The sequence below is a fragment of the Variovorax sp. GW458-11-26-14-LB1 genome, from assembly GCF_059423965.1.
Map to the genome: position 1 here is coordinate 42,816 of NZ_JBWKYW010000003.1, position 18,517 is coordinate 61,332.

Here is an 18,517-nt window from a genome sequence, read left to right on the forward strand (position 1 = left end):
GCTGTTGCGCGCCGTGGGCAGGAAACACCGCAAGAGCCAGCGTGTCGGGCCGCCGGCTGCGCGCGATGCGGCGGCGCCCGCGTCACGCGCCGTCGCGTCGCGGGTGCTGGACGTGCCCGCGCAGGTGCTGGAGGCACTTGCACGGTCCGGCCCGCTGGAAGGCGTGCCCGACCTGCGCGGTACGCGGCTCTTCATCGGTGGCTTCGTGGCGTTTTTCGCGTTGATCGCGGCAGGGCTCGTCGCCGCCGTCATGTTGGAGGAGGACTGGTCCAACGCGCGCGGCAACGAAGCGATCCTCCTGCTGCTCGGACTGTTGCTCTTCGGGGTGCTGGGCGGCGGCATCTGGTATTTGCTGCGCCAGTTTCCGCGCGTGGGCGAGGGGATGCTGCGGATCGACGCGGACGGCATGTGCTGGGGCGATCCGGCATCGCCGCAGGCGGTGCGCTGGCGCGAGGTGTGCCGTGCGCGCGTGGGTTTCCATGACGTGAAGACCGAGTTCGTATCGAGCCAAGCCATCGTCAAGCGGCTGGTCTTCCAGCAGGTGACGCGGGGTGGCGAACCCAGGGAAATTCGGCTGCCCCTGGCGCTGACCGTCGACACCGGCCGTGTCCTTCGCTTTCGCAACCGGACCGTGCTGCTGCGCGCGTTATTGCTGCACCTGGCCACCCAGCCGAGGCCGCGCCTGCGCTTCGACGCCGAGGTGTTCATCGATGCCGGCATCGACCCGCAAACCTGGGCGCCCATGCCCGCCCCGAGGCGCTGGATGTGGCTGTCATCGCTCGCCGGGCTGTTGCCGGTGCTGGCCGTGATCGTTCTCTGGCCGACGGGCGAACACATCGGATGGATGGTGGCCGCGACGGTCCTGGCCCTGGTGGCCGGCGCAGGGGCCATGGGCTGGTTCATGCACCAGCGTTATCCGGGTTTGCAAGGTGTGTTCGAGTTCGAAACGGCCGCTGGCGCCGCGTCTTGAGACTGCACCGTTATCGCTTACAGTAGGCTGAAGCGCAGTCACCCTGACTGCCTCGCCTGAAGGAGAAGCAGTGGCAACACCCAATTACGGCTACGAGAAGCGCCAGAAAGAGCTGGCCAAGAAGAAAAAGAAGGAAGAAAAGCTCCGGGAGAAGGCGAACCGCAAGCTCAATCCGAGCAGCGACGGGCTGGCCCCCGGAGACCCGGAGACCGACGTGGCATCGCTCGAACGCGATCCCCCCACGGCGCCCGAGTTGCCGACCAAGAACGGATGACCCCTCGTTCCTGGCACCCCTGAAAACAGAAAAGCCGCTGCAGGCGCAGGCCTGCGGCGGCTTTTTCTTTGGGGCGCGCAAGGAGAAGAAGTTATTTGGGCAGCAGCTTGCGCAACTCCGGCCAGACGTTGTCCAGGATCTGCGGCTGTGCCGCGGCGGTCGGGTGGATGCGGTCGGACTGGAACAGCGTCATGGCGTCGGGCGCATCGGCCACGCCCTTGAGCAGGAACGGCACCAGCGCCGACTTGGTCGCGCCTGCCACCTTCGCGAACACGGCCTCGAAGCGCCGCGTGTAGTCGCCGCCGTAGTTCGGGGGCACCTGGATGCCGACGATCAGCACCCGCGCGCCCGCGGCCTGCGCGGCCTTGGTGATCTGCAGCAGGTTGTCTTCGGTGTTGGACAGCGGCAGCCCGCGCAGGGCGTCGTTGGCGCCCAACTCCAGCACCACGTGGCTGGGCTTGTGCTGTGCCAGCAGGGCCGGGAAGCGGGCGCGACCGCCGGAGCTGGTGTCGCCGCTGATGCTGGCGTTGACCACCGAGGCCGAGATCTTCTGCTGCGCAAGCCTTTTTTCCAGCAAGGGTACCCAGCCTTCGCCGCGCTTGAGGCCGTACTCTGCGCTCAGCGAATCACCGAGCACCAGGATCACCGGCTTGCCGGCCGATGCCGTCTGTGCCTGGGCCGCAGCACCCGTCCATGCCCCCGCGCTGCCGAGCGCGGCGGTGGTCAAGATAAAGTCACGTCGATTCAAAACGAAAAGCCTTTCATGTCCCAACCCCCGTCTGATGCCATTGTCGCCGTCGAGCATGTCTTCAAGTCCGTCACCGACTCGGCCGGCACGCTGGACATTCTGCAGGACATCCATTTCACCCTGGGCGCGCGGGAAACCGCCGCCATCGTCGGCGCCTCGGGCTCCGGCAAGAGCACCTTGCTGTCGATCATTGCCGGGCTGGACACGCCCACGCGCGGCACCGTGAAGCTCGCGGGCGACGACATCTTCGCGATCGACGAGGACGAGCGCGCCGCGCTGCGCGCGCAGCGCGTGGGCTTCGTGTTCCAGAGCTTCCAGTTGCTGGGCAACCTGAGCGCGCTCGAGAACGTCATGCTGCCGCTGGAGCTGGCCAACCGCAAGGACGCGCGCAAGGCCGCCACCGAGATGCTGGGCCGCGTCGGGCTGGGCCAGCGCCTGGGCCACTACCCCAAGGTGCTGTCGGGCGGCGAGCAGCAGCGCGTGGCGCTGGCGCGGGCCTTCGTGGTTCAGCCGGCCCTGCTGCTGGCCGACGAGCCCACCGGCAGCCTCGACTTCGCCACCGGCGAGCAGGTCATGAAACTGATGTTCGACCTGAACCGCGAGTTGGGAACCACGCTGGTGCTGGTCACGCACGACCGCAGCATCGCCTCGCAATGCGAGCGGCGCATCACCATCGAGGCCGGGCGCGTGGCGCTCAACGAGACAACACCCGTATCGACGGTCGCGCAGGCGGCCTGAGCCCGCAAGAAGACAGACAGCGCCCGGCTTCCGCGGCGCTCCCCGAACAACGAGGAGAGTTCATGACCCAGCTTCCCCCCGAGGCCATCGCCGCCCTCGAGCGCGGCAACCTGATCGAGGCCATCAAGATCGTGCGCGAGCGCACTGGCATGGACCTCAAGTCGTCCAAGGAGGCCGTCGAGCGCTATGCCAACAGCGGCGCGGTCGCTTCGGGCGCGCCGGCCGACTGGCAGGAAGGCGACTGGGGCCGGGGCGAGGCTGCGGCCGAGACCGGCAGCGGCATGCAGGGCAACGGCCCCGCCGCGGTGCCGGCCGCCGCGCTCGCGGCCCTGGCGCGGGGCCAGAAGGTCGAGGCCGTGCGCCTCACGCGCGAGGCCACGGGCCTGGGCCTGGCCGAGGCCAAGCAATTGGTCGAGGCGCACCAGAACCCCGCCGCCGGCGACTTCGGGCACCTGCCGTCGAGCGCTGCGGTGAACCCGATGGCCGAACCGGGCCGGGTGTCGGGCGGCGGCTTCAAGTGGCTGCCGGTGATCGTCGTGCTGCTGATCGCGGCCGCGGCGTGGTCGTATTTCAAGGGCGCCTGAGGCCGTGATCGTTCCCCAGTTCTGGGCCGAAGGCCGTATCCAGGAGCGGGTGGCCGGCCGGCAGGTCACGGTGCGCCGCTTCGGCTGGTCCGACGACAGCCCGCTGGCCGCGCAGGCCCATGCCGACCAGCGCACGCGCGAGGCCTATGACCGCATCGTGGTCGACGGCGAAAAGCTGGAGCGCCGCGAACGCAAGCTGGCCTACAACGGCGCCAATGGCGTGCCGATCCGCGAGGAGATCGTCGAACGCCAGGGCGACAGCATCGTCACCCGCAACGGCTACGGCGCGCGCTGCCTCAACACGCCCGACGTGCTGTTCGTCGACGTCGACTTCGAGGTCCAGGATTTGCGCGACAGCACGCGCGGATTGACGGTGATCGGCATGGCGTTCATTGGGGCGCTGGTTGCGGGTTACGGCACGCGTTCGGCGATGGCGGGCGTGGCTGCCTTCATGCTGGTGGCAGCCTTCGGCTTCTGGCGCGCCCGCTACGAGGGGCTGCGCCTCACCGAGGACAAGAGCGATCCGCTGGAGGGCGCACGGGCGCGTGTCGAGCGCTTCATCCACCAGCATCCCGACTGGCACCTGCGCCTGTACCGCACGCCGGCCGGGCTGCGCGTGCTGGCCATGCACGATGTCTTCGCGCCGTCCGACGCCGCCGTGACCGACGCGTTCCAGACCCTGGGCGCCGACAAGGTCTACGCGCGCATGTGCCGCAACCAGAACTGCTTTCGCGCCCGCCTGAGCGCCAAGCCCTGGCGCGTGGGCATCGGCGAACACCTGCGCCCGCGCCCGGGCGTCTGGCCGGTGTCGCCCGACCGGCTGCCCGCGCGCGACGCCTGGGTGGCGCGCTACGAAAAGGCGGCCGAGGGGTATGCCGCCTGCCAGTACCTGGGCAGCGTGGGCAATACGCTGAAGGTGCACATGAACGCCCTGGTGGTGCAGGAACTGCACGACGAACGCACCCGCGCGAACAGCGGTTTGCCGCTGGCCTGAGGGCGAGGGCGCCGCGCCCTCGATAATCGGCACATGTCTTCCCCCAAAGTGATCTTCGGCTTCCATGCCGTGGGCGTGCGCATCAAGACCGCGCCGAAATCGGTGCTCGAAGTGATGTTCGACGCCAGCCGGCGCGATGCGCGCATGAAACAGTTCATTGCGCGTGCGCAAGAAGCCGGCGTGCGGCTGGTCGAGGCCGACGGCCTGCGGCTGTCCAAGCTCAGCGGCAGCCACGGCCACCAGGGCGTGGTCGCGCGGGTCGAGCCCGTGGCCCAGGTCCGCTCGCTCGACGAGCTGCTCGAAGGCCTCGAGGAGGCCGGCACCGTGCCCCTGCTGCTGGTGCTCGACGGCGTGACCGACCCGCACAACCTCGGCGCCTGCCTGCGCGTGGCCGACGGCGCCGGCGCCCATGCGGTGATCGCGCCCAAGGACCATGCGGCCGGCATCAACGCCACCGTCGCCAAGGTGGCGAGCGGGGCGGCCGAGACCGTGCCGTACTTCATGGTGACCAACCTCGCACGCACGCTCAACGAGCTCAAGGAGCGCAGCATCTGGTGCGTGGGCACCAGCGACGACGCGCCGGGCACCATCTACCAGAGCGACTTCAAGCGCCCGCTGGCGCTGGTGCTGGGCGCCGAGGGCGAGGGCATGCGCCAGCTCACGCGCAAGACCTGCGACGAGCTGGTGAGCATCCCGATGGCCGGCGCGGTCGAGAGCCTGAACGTGTCGGTGGCCAGCGGCGTGTGCCTCTACGAGGCGATGCGCCAGCGCGGCGGTTGACCTCAGGCTAGCGGGCCACGGGCCCGCTGCCCTTGCGGTGGAAGTACACCAACTCCGCCGCACGCCGCATCGGCGCCGTGCCGAGCAGGCGGTTGAACATCCAGTCGCTCTGGAAGTGGTCGAAGGCCCAGCGCAGCGTGCGCTTCATCAGAAAGCGCGGGTAGCCGCGCACGAACCACGTTGCGGGGTCGTCCGCCTCGCCGCGCACGAAGCGCGCCACGGCCTCACCGGCGCGCTCGCCGTGCTGCAGCGCCGTGTGGATGCCGCCGGCCGTCACGGGCGACACCATGCCCGCCGCATCGCCCACCAGCAGCGCCCGTTCGCGGGCCACCACCGGCAGCACGCCGCCGCAGGGGATCATCCCGGCGCGCACAGCGACCGGCGGCGCCTCGCCGGGCGACACCACGGAGGCGATCTTGCGCAGCAGCGGGTCCAGGCGCAGTGCGCCCGTGTCGTGGCGCCTCATGCGGCGCGCCAGGCCGATCTGGCTCACGCCGACACCGTCGAGCGCCCAGCCGATGTAGCCCGGCGCGAGTCGGCGGTCGATGAAGCAATGCAGCAGGTCGGGCGCCATGCGCGCGCCCTGGTACTCGTGCTCCACACCGTAGAGAAAGCGCGTGTTGCGCGACAGCCCCAGCGCCTTGGCGACGCGCGAGTGCGGGCCGTCGGCGCCCACGAGGTAGGTCGCGCGGATGCACGGGCCCTGCGCCACCGGCACCTCCCAGCGGCCGTTCGCCCACAGCGCCTGCTCGAACAGCGTGCCCAGGCGCACCTCGACGCCGCAGGCCCGGGTGGACTCCACCATCCAGTCGAGCAGCGCGGGCGCGTCGGTGGCCCAGAACCAGTAGCCGGGTGCGTGCAGGTCGACGTGGTGCATGTCGGGCGCGTACAGCCGCACGCCTTCGATGCGGCGCACCAGCGCGGGCGGCACTTCAGCCAGCCAGGGCACGCTGTCGACCGCGTCCTTGACGATGATCCCGGTGGTGTGCAGCTTGGCGCCGGCGGCGGCCTTCTTCTCGAGCACCATCACGCGCAGGCCGGCCTTGGCGGCGGCGCGGGCGCAGGCCAGCCCGGCAAAGCTCGCGCCGATGACGAGCAGGTCGACCTGGATGCAGGCCGTACCCGGGTCGCTCACGAAGGCCGGCGCGGGGCAGGGCGCGACCGACGAGGAAGGTGCGTGGGGAGAAAAGAGACAGGAAGAAGAGGCGTGCATGGGAGGCTGACTTGCAAAGCGCACCACGGGGTGTGGTGCGCCTGCGAAGTTAGCGACGCCATGTGCGCCGGGCGTGAAGCCTGTGTGAACTGATCTGTGAAGCGATCAGGCCCGTTCAGGACGGGTCTTTGCTGCGCGTGCGGGCCACGGCGCTGAAGACGCCGATGCCCAGCAGGATCAGCGCGCCGATGCCGATGTAGAGCGTGGGCACGCCGGCCACCGAGGCGCCCCAGGCGACCCCGGCCAGGAAGATCAGAAAGCCGATCATGTAAAGCGCAAAGGACATCGTGCGGCTCCGGTAGCTGAGATGCCTTGCAGTATCCCGACGCACCCCGTGGCCCGGACCGGCCTGAGTCGTCTCCGCGTGTGGGAGCTTGCCTACCGCATCGGTCAGGCAATCGTTCAATCAATCAATCGGGAACGGCGACCAGCAGGTAGCGGCAGGCGGTGGGCCCCAGGGCCTTGAAGACCAGCGGCCGGTCGACGCCGAAGTCGAGGCAGTCGCCCGGGGCGAGCTCGAAGCGCTCGTCGCCGTAGTCGACCTGCAGTGCGCCTTCGAGCATCCACAGGCTCTGCCGGTACGGCGTGCCGCTCCATCGCGGATAGCCGACCTGCGCGGCGCGCGGCAGTTCGACCTCGACCAGCTCCACGCCGCTGCCCGCGCCGCGCTCGGCGACCTGGCGGCGCAGGTAGCCTGCCTCGGGGTCGCGCCAGACCTCCTGCGCGGCCCGCTTGCGCAGCCGTTGCGGCTGCGCCTTGTCCTCGGTGAGAAGCTGCGCCAGCGAGACCCCGAGGCCGGCGGCCAGCTTGCCCAGCAGCACGGCGGTGGGGCTGCTTTGCGCGCGCTCGACCTTGGAGATCATCGCCTTGCTCACGCCCGACAACCCGGCCAGGTCCGCGAGGCTGAGCCCCTGCGCTTGCCGCAGCGCCAGCAGCCGCGTGGCGATGAGCGCGTCGATGTGGCCATCGGCCGGCGCCGGCGAGGAGGTGGAAGGTGAAATGTTTCCCATATGAGATTATTATTCTCTTATATTGAACGACAGAGAAACACCATGCGTCTCATCGCCTGCACCGAAGAAGCCCATTCAGGCGCCATCCTGGCGATCCTGAACGAGGCCATCGTCAACTCCACCGCGCTGTACGACTACAAGCCGCGCACGCCCGAGAACATGGTGACGTGGTTCGCCGCCAAGCGCGCCGGCGGCTTTCCCGTGATCGGTGCGGTGGACGACAACGGTAAGCTGCTCGGCTTTGCCAGCTACGGCACGTTCCGCGCCTTCCCGGCCTACAAGTACACGGTGGAGCACTCGGTGTACGTCGATGCCGCGCACCGCGGCGAGGGCCTGGGCCGCACGCTGATGGAGGCGATCGTGGCCGAGGCGATCGCGCGCGAGGTGCATGTGATGGTCGGCGCCATCGACGCCTCGAATGCCGGCAGCATCGCGCTGCACGAGCGCCTGGGCTTCACGCACTCAGGCACCGTGCGGCAGGCCGGCTTCAAGTTCGGCCGCTGGCTGGACGTGGCGTTCTACCAGCGCATCCTGGCGACGCCGTTGAACCCGGTCGACGGCTAGCCGAGGCTCAGGCCGGCGTCTCGGCGCTGGCCCGGTCGAGCATGTCGATGGTGCCCGCGTCCAGCTTGAGCTGCGTGGCCACCACCAGTTCTTCGAGCTGCGCCAGCGAGGTGGCGCTGGCGATCGGCGCCGTCACGCCGGGCCGTGCGATCTGCCAGGCGATGGCGACCTGTCCGGGCTTGGCGTTGTACTGCTGGGCCACCTTGTCCAGCGCATCGAGGATGCGCAGGCCGCGCGGGTTCAGGTACTTCTTGGTGGTGTTGGCACCGCGTGCGCTCTTGGCCGCATCGGCCTCGGTGCGGTACTTGCCGGTGAGAAAGCCCGCCGCCAGCGCGTAGAAGTTGATCACGCCCACTTCGCGCTTGAGGCACAGCGGCTCCAGGGCATCTTCGAACACTGCGCGGTCGTACAGGTTGTACAGCGGCTGCAGGCTCTCGTAGCGCGCGATGCCCAGGCGCTCCGACACGTCGAGCGCCTCGGCCAGCCGCGGCGCCGTGTAGTTCGAGGCGCCGATGGCGCGCACCTTGCCCTCCTTGATGAGCGCGTCGAAGGTGCCCAGCGTGTCTTCGAGCGGCGTGTTCGCATCGTCGTCGTGCGACTGGTACAGGTCGATGTAGTCGGTCTGCAGGCGCTTGAGCGACGCCTCGACGGCCTCGCGGATGTAGGTGGGCGACAGGCCCACCTTGCCTTCGCCCATCGGCTTGCCGACCTTGGTGGCGAGCACCACGCGGTTGCGCTTGCCGCTGTGCTTGAGCCACTTGCCGATGATCGTCTCCGACTCGCCGCCCACATGGCCCGGCACCCAGGCCGAGTAGACGTCGGCGGTGTCGACGAAGTTGAAGCCGGCGTCGAGCCAGGCGTCGAGCAGCTTGAACGAGGCCGCCTCGTCGACGGTCCAGCCGAACACGTTGCCACCGAAGGCGAGGGGAGACACCCGAAGGCTGGAACGGCCGAGCGGACGAAGTTGCGACATGGCAGAGGGCTCCTGAAAGAAAAAGTATGCAGAAAGAAAAAGGGCTCAAACGAAGCCTACCGCGCCCAGCGCCGCGCCGCAGCCCAGCAGCCACAGCAGGTGGATGCGCGTGCGCCAGACCACCAGCGCGGCCACGCCGCTGAGCAGCCACAGGTGCCAGGCCGGCACGCCGCTCGACTGGTTGCCGCCGGCCAGCACCCAGCCGGTGGCGATGAGCAGCCCGACCACCACCGGCGCCATGCCCTGCTTGAAGGCGCGCACCTCGCGGCGCGTGCGGTTGCGGTGGCCCCAGCGCGTGGCGACGTAGGTGAGGGTGGTGCTCGGCAGCATGATGCCGACCATCGTGACCATCAGGCCGAAGAAGCCCAGCAGCCAGGCCATGGGCCCGGCGCCGATGCCGCCGCCCGCGTTCAGCCCGACGTTCCAGCCCATCAGCGCCACGAACAGCACGTTGGGCCCGGGCGCGGCCTGGGCGATGGCGACCGAGGAGGTGAACTGGGCCTCGGTGAGCCAGCCGTGCTGCGCCACGAGGTAGCGGTGCATGTCGGGCACCGTGGTGATCGCGCCGCTGATCGACAGCAGCGACAGCAGCAGGTACTGGCCGAAGAGGGCCAGCCAGTCGTGCCACTGCATCGCGATGGTCATGGGGAAATCTTCTTCCAGGTCCACACGCAGGCCACGCCGCCCACCGCCAGCAGCACCCACCCCAGCGGAATCTTCAGGAGGGCGATGGCCGCGAACACCAGCGCCACGAACGCGAGGCAGGTCGCAAAGCCCAGCGGGTGCTTGCGCAGCTGCGGGATCAGCTTGATGCCCGTGGCCGCGATGAGCCCGCCCGACACCGCGCCCATGCCGCGCAGCGCTGCCGCCACCTGCGGGTTGGCGGCGTAGTGCGCGTAGAGCACGGCCAGCGCGAGGATCACGAACAGCGGCACGGTGAGCATGCCCGCCACCGCGGCTACGGCGCCGCGCAGGCCGAAGTAGCGGTCGCCGATCATCAGCGCGAGGTTGATCACGTTCGGCCCCGGCATCACCTGGGCCACGGCCCAGTCCTCGAGGAACTGGTCGGGCGTGAGCCACTTCTTCTTCTCGACCATCTCGCGCTGGACGATGGCGAGGACGCCGCCGAAGCCCTGCAGCGCGAGCCAGGTGAATGAAACAAAAAGGTCGCGTGGCGACGCGGGCTGCGGGTGGTCGGGCGGCGATGCCGCGGCGGGGGCGGACGGATGCATGTGGAACGATTATCGTAGGCGGACTGCTTCACCGGGACCCGACGCCATGCTCATTCGACTTCGCGCACTCTTCGATCTCTGCCGGCGCGCCTTCGCTTCCTGGTCCAACGACTACGCCCCGAGCATGGGCGCGGCGCTGGCCTACTACACGGTGTTCTCCATTGCGCCGCTGCTGCTGATCGTGATCGCGGTGGCCGGCCTGGTCTTCGGGCAGGAGGCCGCGCGCGGCGAGATCTTCGCGCAGCTCTCGGGCCTCATGGGCGAGCAGGGCGCGGCGGCGGTGCAGGGCATGCTGCAGGCGGTCAACAAGCCGACCGAGGGCATCGTGGCCACGGTGGTCGGTATCGCGCTGCTGATCGTGGGTGCGACCACCGTCTTCGGCGAGCTGCAGGACGCGCTCGACCGCATCTGGCGTGCCCCCGCGCGCACCCGCAACAAGGGCGTCTTCAACATGCTGCGCGTGCGCCTGCTGTCGTTCAGCATGATCATGGGCATCGGCTTCCTGCTCATGGTGTCGCTGGTGGCGAGCGCGGCACTGGCCGCGCTGGGCAAGTGGTGGTCGCCGATGTTCGGTGCCTGGGCCACGCTGGCGCAGGTGGTGAACTTCGTCTTCAGCTTCGCGATGGTCACGGTGATCTTCGCGATGATCTACAAGATCATGCCGCGCGCCAAGGTGCAGTGGCGCGACGTGTGGGTGGGCGCGGCGGTGACGGCGCTGCTGTTCACCGTGGGCAAGCACCTCATCGGCCTGTACATCGGCAAGAGCAGCGTGGCCTCGGGCTACGGCGCGGCCGGCTCGCTGGTGGTGGTGCTGGTGTGGGTGTACTACTCGGCGCAGATCTTCCTGCTGGGCGCCGAGTTCACCTGGGTCTATGCGCGCACCTACGGCTCGATGAAGGACGCCATCGGCGAGCCGGCGGGGCAGGCGTCGCCGACGCGCGACGTGCCGCTGCCCGCGCACGTCGACACGGCCTAACCGGCGAAGCCGCCTTCGTCGAGAAACGCCTGCTCTTCCGGCGTGGTGTTGCGCCCGAGCATCCGGTTGCGGTGCGGAAAGCGCCCGAAGCGCGCCACGATGTCGCGGTGCAGCACGGCGAAGTGCTGCGTGTTGGCGTCCTGCGTGGCGTTGAGTTCGACCGAACGCTCCTGCTCGGCCAGCACCTCCGAGTGCATGAAGGGCAGGTAGAAAAAGCGCTGCATCAGCGCCTCGGCCTGCCGGTCGAAGCCGGCCTCGACGGCGCGGCGCGCCACGGCCAGCGCGAGGCCGTCGGTGGCGAGCATGTGCGGGTTCTGGCGCCAGGCATTGCGCGGGAACTGGTCGAGCAGCACCAGCAGCGCCAGCGCGCCTTCGGCGGTGTCGGCCCAGTGGTCGAGCCGGCCACTGGCCGCGGCCTGGTGGGCGGCGGCCAACTGGTCGATGCATGCGGCATCGAAGGCATCGCTTTTCGCGAACCAGCGCTCGGGTCCGGCATCGCGCCAGAAGGCGACCACGTCGTGTGCAGAAGGAAGGGTGTCGTCGGAAATCATCGTTGCATTCTCTTGCACAGGCGTGCGAAGAAGGGGCGCTGGCCGACAAGGCCGCAGGCGGCGTCTGCCTATGCTGAATGCTTTCATCCACAGGAGACCCCGACCATGAACAACACTCGCACACTCTGGCGCAGCACCCTCGTCGCGGGCCTGGCCGCCGTCGCTCTGGCCGGCTGCGGAATGATGTCGAAGTCGAACGTCGCGAGCTTCAGCGGCGCGATGAACGCGGCCAGCCAGGTGCCGCCCAACATGACGCGCGGCAGCGGCATGGCTGAGGCCTGGCTCAACCGCGACACCAACGTGCTCAAGTACAAGATCACCTACGAAGGCCTGAGCGGCCCGGCCACGGCGGCCCACTTCCACGGGCCCGCCGCCGCGGGCGCGAATGCCGGCGTGGTGCTGCCCTTCGCGAGTCCGGCAAGCCCGATCGAGGGCCAGGCCACGCTCACGCCGGCGCAGGCGGCCGATCTCGTGGCCGGCAAGTGGTACGCCAACATCCACACGGCCGCCAACCCGGGCGGCGAGATCCGCGGGCAGATGCTGCCGAAGATGTGAGATTCGTCCGGGCCGAAGCCGCGAAAAGGCCCCTGGTCAGGTGGCTGTCGCGGGGCTGGTGTCCAATGACCGCATGACGACGACACCCAAGAAAAAGCCTCGCGCCGCCACCGCTGCTTCCTCTTCTTCGCACGCACCACCCCATCCCTTCATCGCCCGCCGCGAAGGCATGCGCGCCGCCCGCAAGGCGCTCGTGCTGCAGGGCGGCGGTGCGCTCGGCGCCTACCAGGCGGGCGTGTACGCCGCGCTCAGCGAGACCGACCTGCAACCGCACTGGATCGCGGGCGTGTCGATCGGCGCCATCAACGCCGCGCTCATCGCCGGCAATGCGCCCGCGCAGCGGGTCGACCGGCTGCGCGAGTTCTGGCACCTGGTGTCTTCGGGGCCGGCGCAGCGCCTGCCGTCGTGGCTGGGCGACCGCGCCACGCAGAACCAGTGGAGCGCCACCATGGCGTCGCTGGTCGGCATTCCGGGTTTCTTCGAGCCGCGCTATTCGCCGGCCCTGCTGCTGGGCGGTGCCGCGCCGCTCCTGAGCTATTACGACACCTCGCCGCTGAAGGCCACGCTGGAGCGGCTCATCGACTTCGACCGCATCAACGCCTGCGAGGCGCGCTTCAGCGTCGGTGCCGTCAATGTGCGCACCGGCAACTCGGTGTACTTCGACAACACACGCCAGCGCATCGGCCCCGAGCACATCATGGCCAGCGGCGCGCTGCCGCCGGGCTTTGCGCCGGTGCACATCGACGGCGACGACTACTGGGACGGCGGCATCGTCTCGAACACGCCGCTGCAGTACGTGCTCGACACGCATCCGCGTTCCGAGGCACTGGTGGTGCTGCAGGTCGACCTGTTCAACGCGCGCGGCGAGATGCCGCACACGCTGTCGGGCGTGATGGAGCGCCAGAAGGACATCACCTATTCGAGCCGCACGCGCCTGAACACCGACGCGCTGGCGGCCAACATGAACCTGCAGCAGGCGATTGCCGACCTGATCGCCAAGCTGCCGCCCGGTCTGCGCAACGACCCGAGCGTGGTCGAGGTGCAGGCGCAGCTCACGCACGAGCCGATCGACATCTTTCACCTGATCTACCGCGACAAGACGTACGAGCTCGAGTCGAAGGACTACGAGTTCTCGCGCGCCGCGGTCGAGGAGCACTGGGAATCGGGCGTGCGCGACATGGGCAAGACGCTCGCGCATCCCGAGACGCTGCGCGCCGACGCCACGGTGAACGGCGTGACCACCTTCGACCTCGGCGAGCCGGGCACCGGGCGCATCAAGCGGCCGGGACTGTCGCGCTGAGGGACGTCAGCCGGGCGCGTGCCCGGTTCTTGCTCGTTTTTTTCCTATCCACCACTTCCAAGGACGCTTCACCATGCAACTCAAGGACAAGGTCGCCTACATCACCGGCTCGGCCAGCGGCATCGGCAAGGAAATCGCCATCCTGTTCGCGCAGGAAGGCGCGAAGATCATCATTGCCGACCTCAACAAGGAAGCGGCCGACGTCACCGCCGCCGAACTGAAGGCCACGGGCGCGCAGGCCATCGGCGTGGGCGTCGACGTGACGAACGAAGACCAGGTCAATGCCTCGGTGGAGGAGGGCGCGAAGGCCTTCGGCGGCATCGACATCCTCATCAGCAACGCCGGCATCCAGATCGTGCATCCAGTCGACGAGTTCAGCTTCGCCGACTGGAAGAAGATGCTCGCCATTCACCTGGACGGTGCGTTCCTCACCACCAAGGCCTGCCTGAAGCACATGTACGCACAGGGCCGCGGCGGCAGCGTGATCTACATGGGCTCGGTGCACTCGAAGGAAGCGTCGCTGCTGAAGGCGCCGTACGTGACGGCCAAGCACGGCCTCATCGGGCTGGCCAAGACGGTCGCCAAGGAAGGCGCCAAGCACGGCGTGCGCGCCAACGTGATCTGCCCGGGCTTCGTGCGCACGCCGCTGGTCGAGAAGCAGATTCCCGAGCAGGCGAAGACGCTGGGCATCACCGAGGAGCAGGTCGTCAAGAACGTGATGCTCAAGGAGACGGTGGATGGCGAGTTCACCACCACCGATGACGTGGCGCGCGTGGCGCTGCTGTTCGCGGCGTTCCCGACCAATGCACTCACCGGCCAGTCGCTGGTGGTGAGCCACGGCTGGTACATGCAGTAGGCGCTACAGCTTCAGTTCCCACGTCTCGCCCACCTGCGGCTGCCCGTAGCCCTCGTGCGGCTCCGAGTGCGTGAGCTGGAAGCCGCGCTTGGCGTAGATGCTGCGCGCGGCCGTGAGGCAGCTGTTGGTCCACAGCGTCATCTTCTTGTAGCCCTTGCGGCGCGCGAAGGCGATGCACTCGTCCACGAGGCGTCCGCCCAGGCCCAGCCCGCGCGCGGCCGGCGTGAGGATCAGCATGCGCAGCTGCGCCACGGTGGCCGACTTGCGCACCACGAAGATCGCGCCGACGCGCTCGCCGTTGAGCTCGGCGATCCAGCAACGCTCCCATTCGGGCTGGAACTTGAGCAGGAACTCGCCTGCGATGCCCGCCACGAGCGCTTCGAAGCGGTGGTCCCAGCCGTATTCGCGCGCGTACAGCTCGCCGTGCTGCTGCACCACCCAGCCGATGTCGCCGGGTGCCGGGTCGCGCAGCACGGCGGCCTGGGGACGGGCCGGCGGCGCGGCCGGTTCGAGCAGCGACTGCACCGTGTCCATGGCCTGCACCAGCTGGTTTTGTTGCGCCGGCGGCAGCGCGGCGAGCAGGGCGGCGGCTTCGTCGCGCGATTTCTGTTGCAGCGGCGCAAACGCGGCATGGCCGGCCTCGGTCAGGCGCAGCAGGCTCTGGCGGGCGTCGCGCGGGTGCGGCTCGCGCGTGAGCCAGCCGTGGGTTTCGAAGCGGCGCAGGATGCGGCTGAGGTAGCCAGCGTCGAAGCCCAGGTCGCGCCCGATCTCGCTGGCGACGGGGGTTTCGCGGTGCGCCAGCTCGTAGAGCACGCGCACGTCGGTCAGCGACAGGTCACTGCCCAGGTAGGGGTCGAGGGCGCCGATGCGGCGGGTGTAGAAGCGGTTGAACCGGCGGATGGCCTTGACGGCGGACGGGTCGACGGGGGGCGTTGGCGTGGGCATGGTTGCCATTGTCATTCAAATTGATTGACTTTGGCAATCAAATAAGAGCCCTCGCATCCCGGGGCAAGGGATCTTCAGGGCGACAGAAATGCTGGAAAACCCTAAAATCGAGGGTTGCCCACACAGGCGGCGCCCCGGCGCTGTCCGCTCCCACCGATGAACGCCCCCGTCGACGTCTCCTTTTTTGCGCGTGCCGCCAAGCCGCTGACCAGCTACCGCAAGTACTGGGCGGCCCGTTTCGGCACGGCCAAGTTCCTGCCGACCTCGCGCAAGGAGATGGACGCGCTCGGCTGGGACAGCTGCGACATCATCGTGGTCACGGGCGACGCCTACGTCGACCACCCCAGCTTCGGCATGTCGGTCATCGGCCGCATGCTCGAGGCGCAGGGCTTTCGCGTGGGCATCATCGCGCAGCCCGACTGGCAAAGCGCCGAGCCCTTCAAGGTGCTGGGCAAGCCGAACCTGTTCTTCGGCGTCACGGCCGGCAACATGGATTCGATGATCAACCGCTACACGGCCGACCGGAAGATCCGCAGCGACGACGCCTACACCCCCGGCGACGTCGGCGGCTCGCGCCCCGACCGCGCGGCCATCGTGTATTCGCAGCGCTGCAAGGAAGCCTGGAACGACGTGCCGATCATCCTCGGCGGCATCGAAGGCTCGCTGCGCCGCATCGCGCACTACGACTACTGGTCGGACAAGGTGCGCCGCTCCATCGTCGTCGATGCCAAGTGCGACCTGCTGCTGTACGGCAACGCCGAGCGCGCCATCGTCGAGATCGCGCACCGCCTGGCCGCCAAGGAGCCGGTGCAGCAGATCACCGACGTGCGCGGCACCGCCTATGTGCGGCGCGAAACGCCCGAGGCCTGGTTCGAGATCAACTCCACCAGCGTCGACGAACCCGGTCGCGTCGAGGCGCACGTCAACCCGTACCTGATGGTGTCTGACCAGGCCAAGGCCAACGGCGCCACCTGCGCGAAGGAAGACGAGGCGCAAGCCGTCGCCAAGGCCGCCGAAGCCGCGGGCTCCGCTGCGGGCTCGGTCGTCAACCCCGCCATCAAGCCGCTGAACTTCGTGCCCAACCCGGCGCTGCAAGGCCGCGGCAAGATCGCCGTGCCGCCGCGCGACCGCTCGGTGATCCGCCTGCCTTCGTACGAACAGGTGCGCAGCGACCCGGTGCTCTACGCGCACGCCAACCGCGTGCTGCACCTCGAGACCAACCCCGGCAACGCTCGTGCACTGGTGCAGGCGCACGGCGAGGGCGCCACGGCGCGCGACGTGTGGATCAACCCGCCGCCCATTCCGCTCACCACGGCCGAGATGGACCACGTGTTCGACCTGCCGTACGCACGCAGCCCGCACCCGCGCTACGCCGACGAGAACGGCAGCCACGACGGCGCGACCAAGATCCCCGCGTGGGAAATGATCCGCTTCAGCGTGAACATCATGCGCGGCTGCTTCGGCGGCTGCACCTTCTGCTCGATCACCGAGCACGAGGGCCGCATCATCCAGAGCCGCTCGGAAGACTCGATCATCAAGGAGGTCGAGGCCATCCGCGACTCGGTCAGCGGCTTCACCGGCACCATCTCCGACCTGGGCGGCCCCACGGCCAACATGTACCGCCTGGGCTGCAAGAGCCCCGCGATCGAGGCGGCGTGCCGCAAGCCCAGCTGCGTGTACCCGGGCATCTGCCCGAACCTGGGCACCAACCACGACCCGCTCATCAAGATCTACCGCCGCGCGCGGGCGCTCAAGGGCATCAAGAAGATCCTGATTGGTTCCGGCCTGCGCTACGACCTGGCCGTGCAGTCGCCCGAGTACGTGAAGGAGCTGGTGCAGCACCACGTCGGCGGCTACCTGAAGATCGCGCCCGAGCACACCGAGCAGGGCCCGCTCACCAAGATGATGAAGCCCGGCATCGGCAGCTACGACAAGTTCAAGCAGATGTTCGAGAAGTACTCGGCCGAGGCGGGCAAGAAGCAGTACCTCATTCCGTACTTCATTGCCGCGCACCCGGGCACCAGCGACGAGGACATGATGAACCTCGCAATCTGGCTCAAGAAGAACGGCTTCCGCGCCGACCAGGTGCAAACGTTCTACCCGAGCCCGATGGCCACGGCGACGACGATGTACCACACCAACAAGAACCCGCTGCGCAAGATCACGCGCGAGAGCGAGACGGTGGACATCGTGCGCGGCGACAAGCGCCGCCGCCTGCACAAGGCCTTCCTGCGCTACCACGATGCCAACAACTGGCCGCTGCTGCGCGAGGCCCTCAAGAGCATGGGCCGCGCCGACCTCATCGGCAACGGCAAGCACCACCTCATCCCGACGTGGCAGCCGCTGACCGATGGCGGCTACACCAGCGCGCGCCGCAAGAACTCGACCTCCGCGCCGGTGGCTGCGAAGGCCGCGGCACCGGTCAGGCTGGCGCCGGTGAAGCCCTCCAAGGGCCGCATCCTCACGCAGCACACGGGCCTGCCGCCGCGCGACAACGGCAGCGGCGGCAAGCCGCTCAACAAGCCTTCACGCAAGGTGCGTTGAGGCCTGGTCGAAGGCGCGGTCAGCCGAAGGTCGCGTGCTTCGATAGCCAGAACACCCACGCCAGCACCGCCGCGCAATGCAGCGCGACCGTGGCGTAGAACCTCCACAGGAAACTCGCCTTGCTCGACTTGTGCCGCAGCAGTTGCTGCGCGCACCACGCGCCCGGCCAGCCGCCCGTGAGGGCGAGCAGGTGCAGCGTGCTTTCCTGTGTGCGCCAGCGCCCGGCCTGCGCCGCGCTCTTGTCGAAGGCATAGACCCCGAAGGTGAGCAGGCTCAGTCCCGCGACGACCGCCAGTGTGAGCAGTGGCAGGCGACCGAGCCAGACAGCGGCGCCCAGGCCCAGCACATAGACCCCGATCAGCCACGCGCCCCATGGCGTGCCGGCCGTGCTGCGGCCCGAAGGCCGGCGCGGCTGCGCGCGTGAGGCTGCGCGGGGCACGGCACCCGCCGAGGCCGCAGCCTCCACGGCCATCGCCCGCGGCCCCTTGCCGCCGACATGGATCTCTTCGAAGTGCACCGCCATGCCGACCTGAGGCTTCAGCTGGCGGTCGCGAAAGTCGCGCAGGTGCACGAACACGTCGGCCGACACCTCCGGGCTGCGGATGAAACCGAAGCCGCGCTCGGCCTCCCAACGAACGAGTCGACCTTGGCGCTTCATGGCATGCGAGGGAAAAGGGCAGGGCACATGCGGGCGATTCTCTCTTGTGGGC

General features: G+C 68.8%; 22 protein-coding genes. 12 read left to right on the forward strand and 10 right to left on the reverse strand.

Annotation, left to right across the window (positions count from 1 at the left end; genetic code table 11):
• The first annotated feature begins 4 nt into the window (after positions 1–4).
• Together AC07YS_RS02990 and AC07YS_RS02995 are read left to right on the forward strand one after the other, a co-directional pair.
• On the forward strand, positions 5–970 hold the full coding sequence (locus AC07YS_RS02990) for a hypothetical protein (RefSeq protein WP_495267447.1): 966 nt from the start codon (positions 5–7) through the stop codon (positions 968–970).
• Between the two features lie 70 nt (positions 971–1,040).
• Positions 1,041–1,244, forward strand: coding sequence for a hypothetical protein (locus tag AC07YS_RS02995; protein ID WP_062480739.1), 204 nt, complete (start codon positions 1,041–1,043; stop codon positions 1,242–1,244).
• Positions 1,245–1,335: 91 nt separating this feature from the next.
• Here the strand turns inward: AC07YS_RS02995 and AC07YS_RS03000 are convergent, their stop codons facing one another.
• Positions 1,336–1,971 carry an arylesterase gene (locus AC07YS_RS03000; RefSeq protein ID WP_495267448.1) on the reverse strand — a complete coding sequence of 212 codons (636 nt, stop codon included), beginning with the start codon at positions 1,969–1,971 and terminating at the stop codon, positions 1,336–1,338.
• A 36-nt stretch (positions 1,972–2,007) separates the two neighbouring features.
• Between AC07YS_RS03000 and AC07YS_RS03005 the strand changes: the two genes are divergently transcribed.
• The 4 genes from AC07YS_RS03005 (at position 2,008) to rlmB (ending at position 5,088) form a co-directional block, all read left to right on the forward strand.
• A complete protein-coding gene (locus AC07YS_RS03005; RefSeq protein WP_390343429.1) occupies positions 2,008–2,730 on the forward strand; it encodes an ABC transporter ATP-binding protein in 723 nt (240 codons plus the stop codon).
• Positions 2,731–2,792: 62 nt separating this feature from the next.
• Positions 2,793–3,314 carry a ribosomal protein L7/L12 gene (locus AC07YS_RS03010; RefSeq protein WP_495267449.1) on the forward strand — a complete coding sequence of 174 codons (522 nt, stop codon included), beginning with the start codon at positions 2,793–2,795 and terminating at the stop codon, positions 3,312–3,314.
• A gap of 4 nt (positions 3,315–3,318) precedes the next feature.
• Entirely contained in the window at positions 3,319–4,308 is a 990-nt protein-coding gene (locus AC07YS_RS03015; RefSeq protein WP_495267450.1) for a hypothetical protein, read from the forward strand.
• 33 nt (positions 4,309–4,341) lie between these two features.
• Entirely contained in the window at positions 4,342–5,088 is a 747-nt protein-coding gene (gene rlmB / locus AC07YS_RS03020) for a 23S rRNA (guanosine(2251)-2'-O)-methyltransferase RlmB (RefSeq protein WP_070060993.1), read from the forward strand.
• A 7-nt stretch (positions 5,089–5,095) separates the two neighbouring features.
• On the opposite strand, the gene AC07YS_RS03025 is transcribed toward rlmB, so the two are convergent.
• The 3 genes from AC07YS_RS03025 to AC07YS_RS03035 form a co-directional block, all read right to left on the reverse strand.
• Positions 5,096–6,301 (reverse strand): NAD(P)/FAD-dependent oxidoreductase, encoded by a 1,206-nt coding sequence (locus AC07YS_RS03025; RefSeq protein ID WP_495267451.1) that lies wholly within the window; start codon positions 6,299–6,301, stop codon positions 5,096–5,098.
• A gap of 115 nt (positions 6,302–6,416) precedes the next feature.
• Complete coding sequence (locus AC07YS_RS03030; protein WP_167395039.1) at positions 6,417–6,587, reverse strand: hypothetical protein; 171 nt, start codon at positions 6,585–6,587, stop codon at positions 6,417–6,419.
• A 124-nt stretch (positions 6,588–6,711) separates the two neighbouring features.
• Positions 6,712–7,311 (reverse strand): helix-turn-helix domain-containing protein, encoded by a 600-nt coding sequence (locus tag AC07YS_RS03035; protein WP_495267452.1) that lies wholly within the window; start codon positions 7,309–7,311, stop codon positions 6,712–6,714.
• Between the two features lie 42 nt (positions 7,312–7,353).
• On the opposite strand from AC07YS_RS03035, the gene AC07YS_RS03040 reads away from it, so the two are divergent.
• Positions 7,354–7,875: a GNAT family N-acetyltransferase gene (locus tag AC07YS_RS03040; RefSeq protein WP_062481065.1), complete on the forward strand. Its 522-nt coding sequence runs from the start codon at positions 7,354–7,356 to the stop codon at positions 7,873–7,875.
• Positions 7,876–7,882: 7 nt separating this feature from the next.
• Here the strand turns inward: AC07YS_RS03040 and AC07YS_RS03045 are convergent, their stop codons facing one another.
• The 3 genes from AC07YS_RS03045 to AC07YS_RS03055 are packed head-to-tail and all read right to left on the reverse strand — an operon-like array spanning position 7,883 to position 10,080.
• Positions 7,883–8,848, reverse strand: a complete 966-nt coding sequence (locus tag AC07YS_RS03045; RefSeq protein ID WP_307693105.1) for an aldo/keto reductase — start codon at positions 8,846–8,848, stop codon at positions 7,883–7,885.
• Between the two features lie 45 nt (positions 8,849–8,893).
• Complete coding sequence (locus AC07YS_RS03050; RefSeq protein WP_070060988.1) at positions 8,894–9,493, reverse strand: chromate transporter; 600 nt, start codon at positions 9,491–9,493, stop codon at positions 8,894–8,896.
• Positions 9,490–10,080 (reverse strand): chromate transporter, encoded by a 591-nt coding sequence (locus tag AC07YS_RS03055; protein ID WP_070060987.1) that lies wholly within the window; start codon positions 10,078–10,080, stop codon positions 9,490–9,492. The genes AC07YS_RS03050 and AC07YS_RS03055 overlap by 4 nt, the downstream gene beginning before the upstream one ends.
• Before the next feature lie 46 nt (positions 10,081–10,126).
• On the opposite strand from AC07YS_RS03055, the gene AC07YS_RS03060 reads away from it, so the two are divergent.
• Positions 10,127–11,056 (forward strand): YihY/virulence factor BrkB family protein, encoded by a 930-nt coding sequence (locus AC07YS_RS03060; protein WP_487849479.1) that lies wholly within the window; start codon positions 10,127–10,129, stop codon positions 11,054–11,056.
• On the opposite strand, the gene AC07YS_RS03065 is transcribed toward AC07YS_RS03060, so the two are convergent.
• Complete coding sequence (locus AC07YS_RS03065) at positions 11,053–11,607, reverse strand: DUF924 family protein (protein ID WP_495267453.1); 555 nt, start codon at positions 11,605–11,607, stop codon at positions 11,053–11,055. The two genes, AC07YS_RS03060 and AC07YS_RS03065, sit on opposite strands and share 4 nt — an antisense overlap.
• A gap of 105 nt (positions 11,608–11,712) precedes the next feature.
• Between AC07YS_RS03065 and AC07YS_RS03070 the strand changes: the two genes are divergently transcribed.
• From AC07YS_RS03070 to AC07YS_RS03080, 3 genes are all read left to right on the forward strand, one after another.
• Positions 11,713–12,162, forward strand: a complete 450-nt coding sequence (locus AC07YS_RS03070) for a CHRD domain-containing protein (RefSeq protein ID WP_070060984.1) — start codon at positions 11,713–11,715, stop codon at positions 12,160–12,162.
• A 73-nt stretch (positions 12,163–12,235) separates the two neighbouring features.
• Positions 12,236–13,462, forward strand: coding sequence for a patatin-like phospholipase family protein (locus tag AC07YS_RS03075; protein WP_083259153.1), 1,227 nt, complete (start codon positions 12,236–12,238; stop codon positions 13,460–13,462).
• Positions 13,463–13,535: 73 nt separating this feature from the next.
• Entirely contained in the window at positions 13,536–14,318 is a 783-nt protein-coding gene (locus AC07YS_RS03080) for a 3-hydroxybutyrate dehydrogenase (protein WP_495267454.1), read from the forward strand.
• 3 nt (positions 14,319–14,321) lie between these two features.
• Here the strand turns inward: AC07YS_RS03080 and AC07YS_RS03085 are convergent, their stop codons facing one another.
• On the reverse strand, positions 14,322–15,263 hold the full coding sequence (locus AC07YS_RS03085) for a bifunctional helix-turn-helix transcriptional regulator/GNAT family N-acetyltransferase (protein ID WP_495267455.1): 942 nt from the start codon (positions 15,261–15,263) through the stop codon (positions 14,322–14,324).
• Between the two features lie 156 nt (positions 15,264–15,419).
• Here AC07YS_RS03085 and AC07YS_RS03090 point away from each other — a divergent pair, with 156 nt between their 5' ends.
• Entirely contained in the window at positions 15,420–17,807 is a 2,388-nt protein-coding gene (locus AC07YS_RS03090) for a YgiQ family radical SAM protein (protein ID WP_062481079.1), read from the forward strand.
• Between the two features lie 19 nt (positions 17,808–17,826).
• Here the strand turns inward: AC07YS_RS03090 and AC07YS_RS03095 are convergent, their stop codons facing one another.
• Positions 17,827–18,465, reverse strand: a complete 639-nt coding sequence (locus tag AC07YS_RS03095; protein WP_495267456.1) for a DUF1294 domain-containing protein — start codon at positions 18,463–18,465, stop codon at positions 17,827–17,829.
• Positions 18,466–18,517 lie beyond the last annotated feature (52 nt).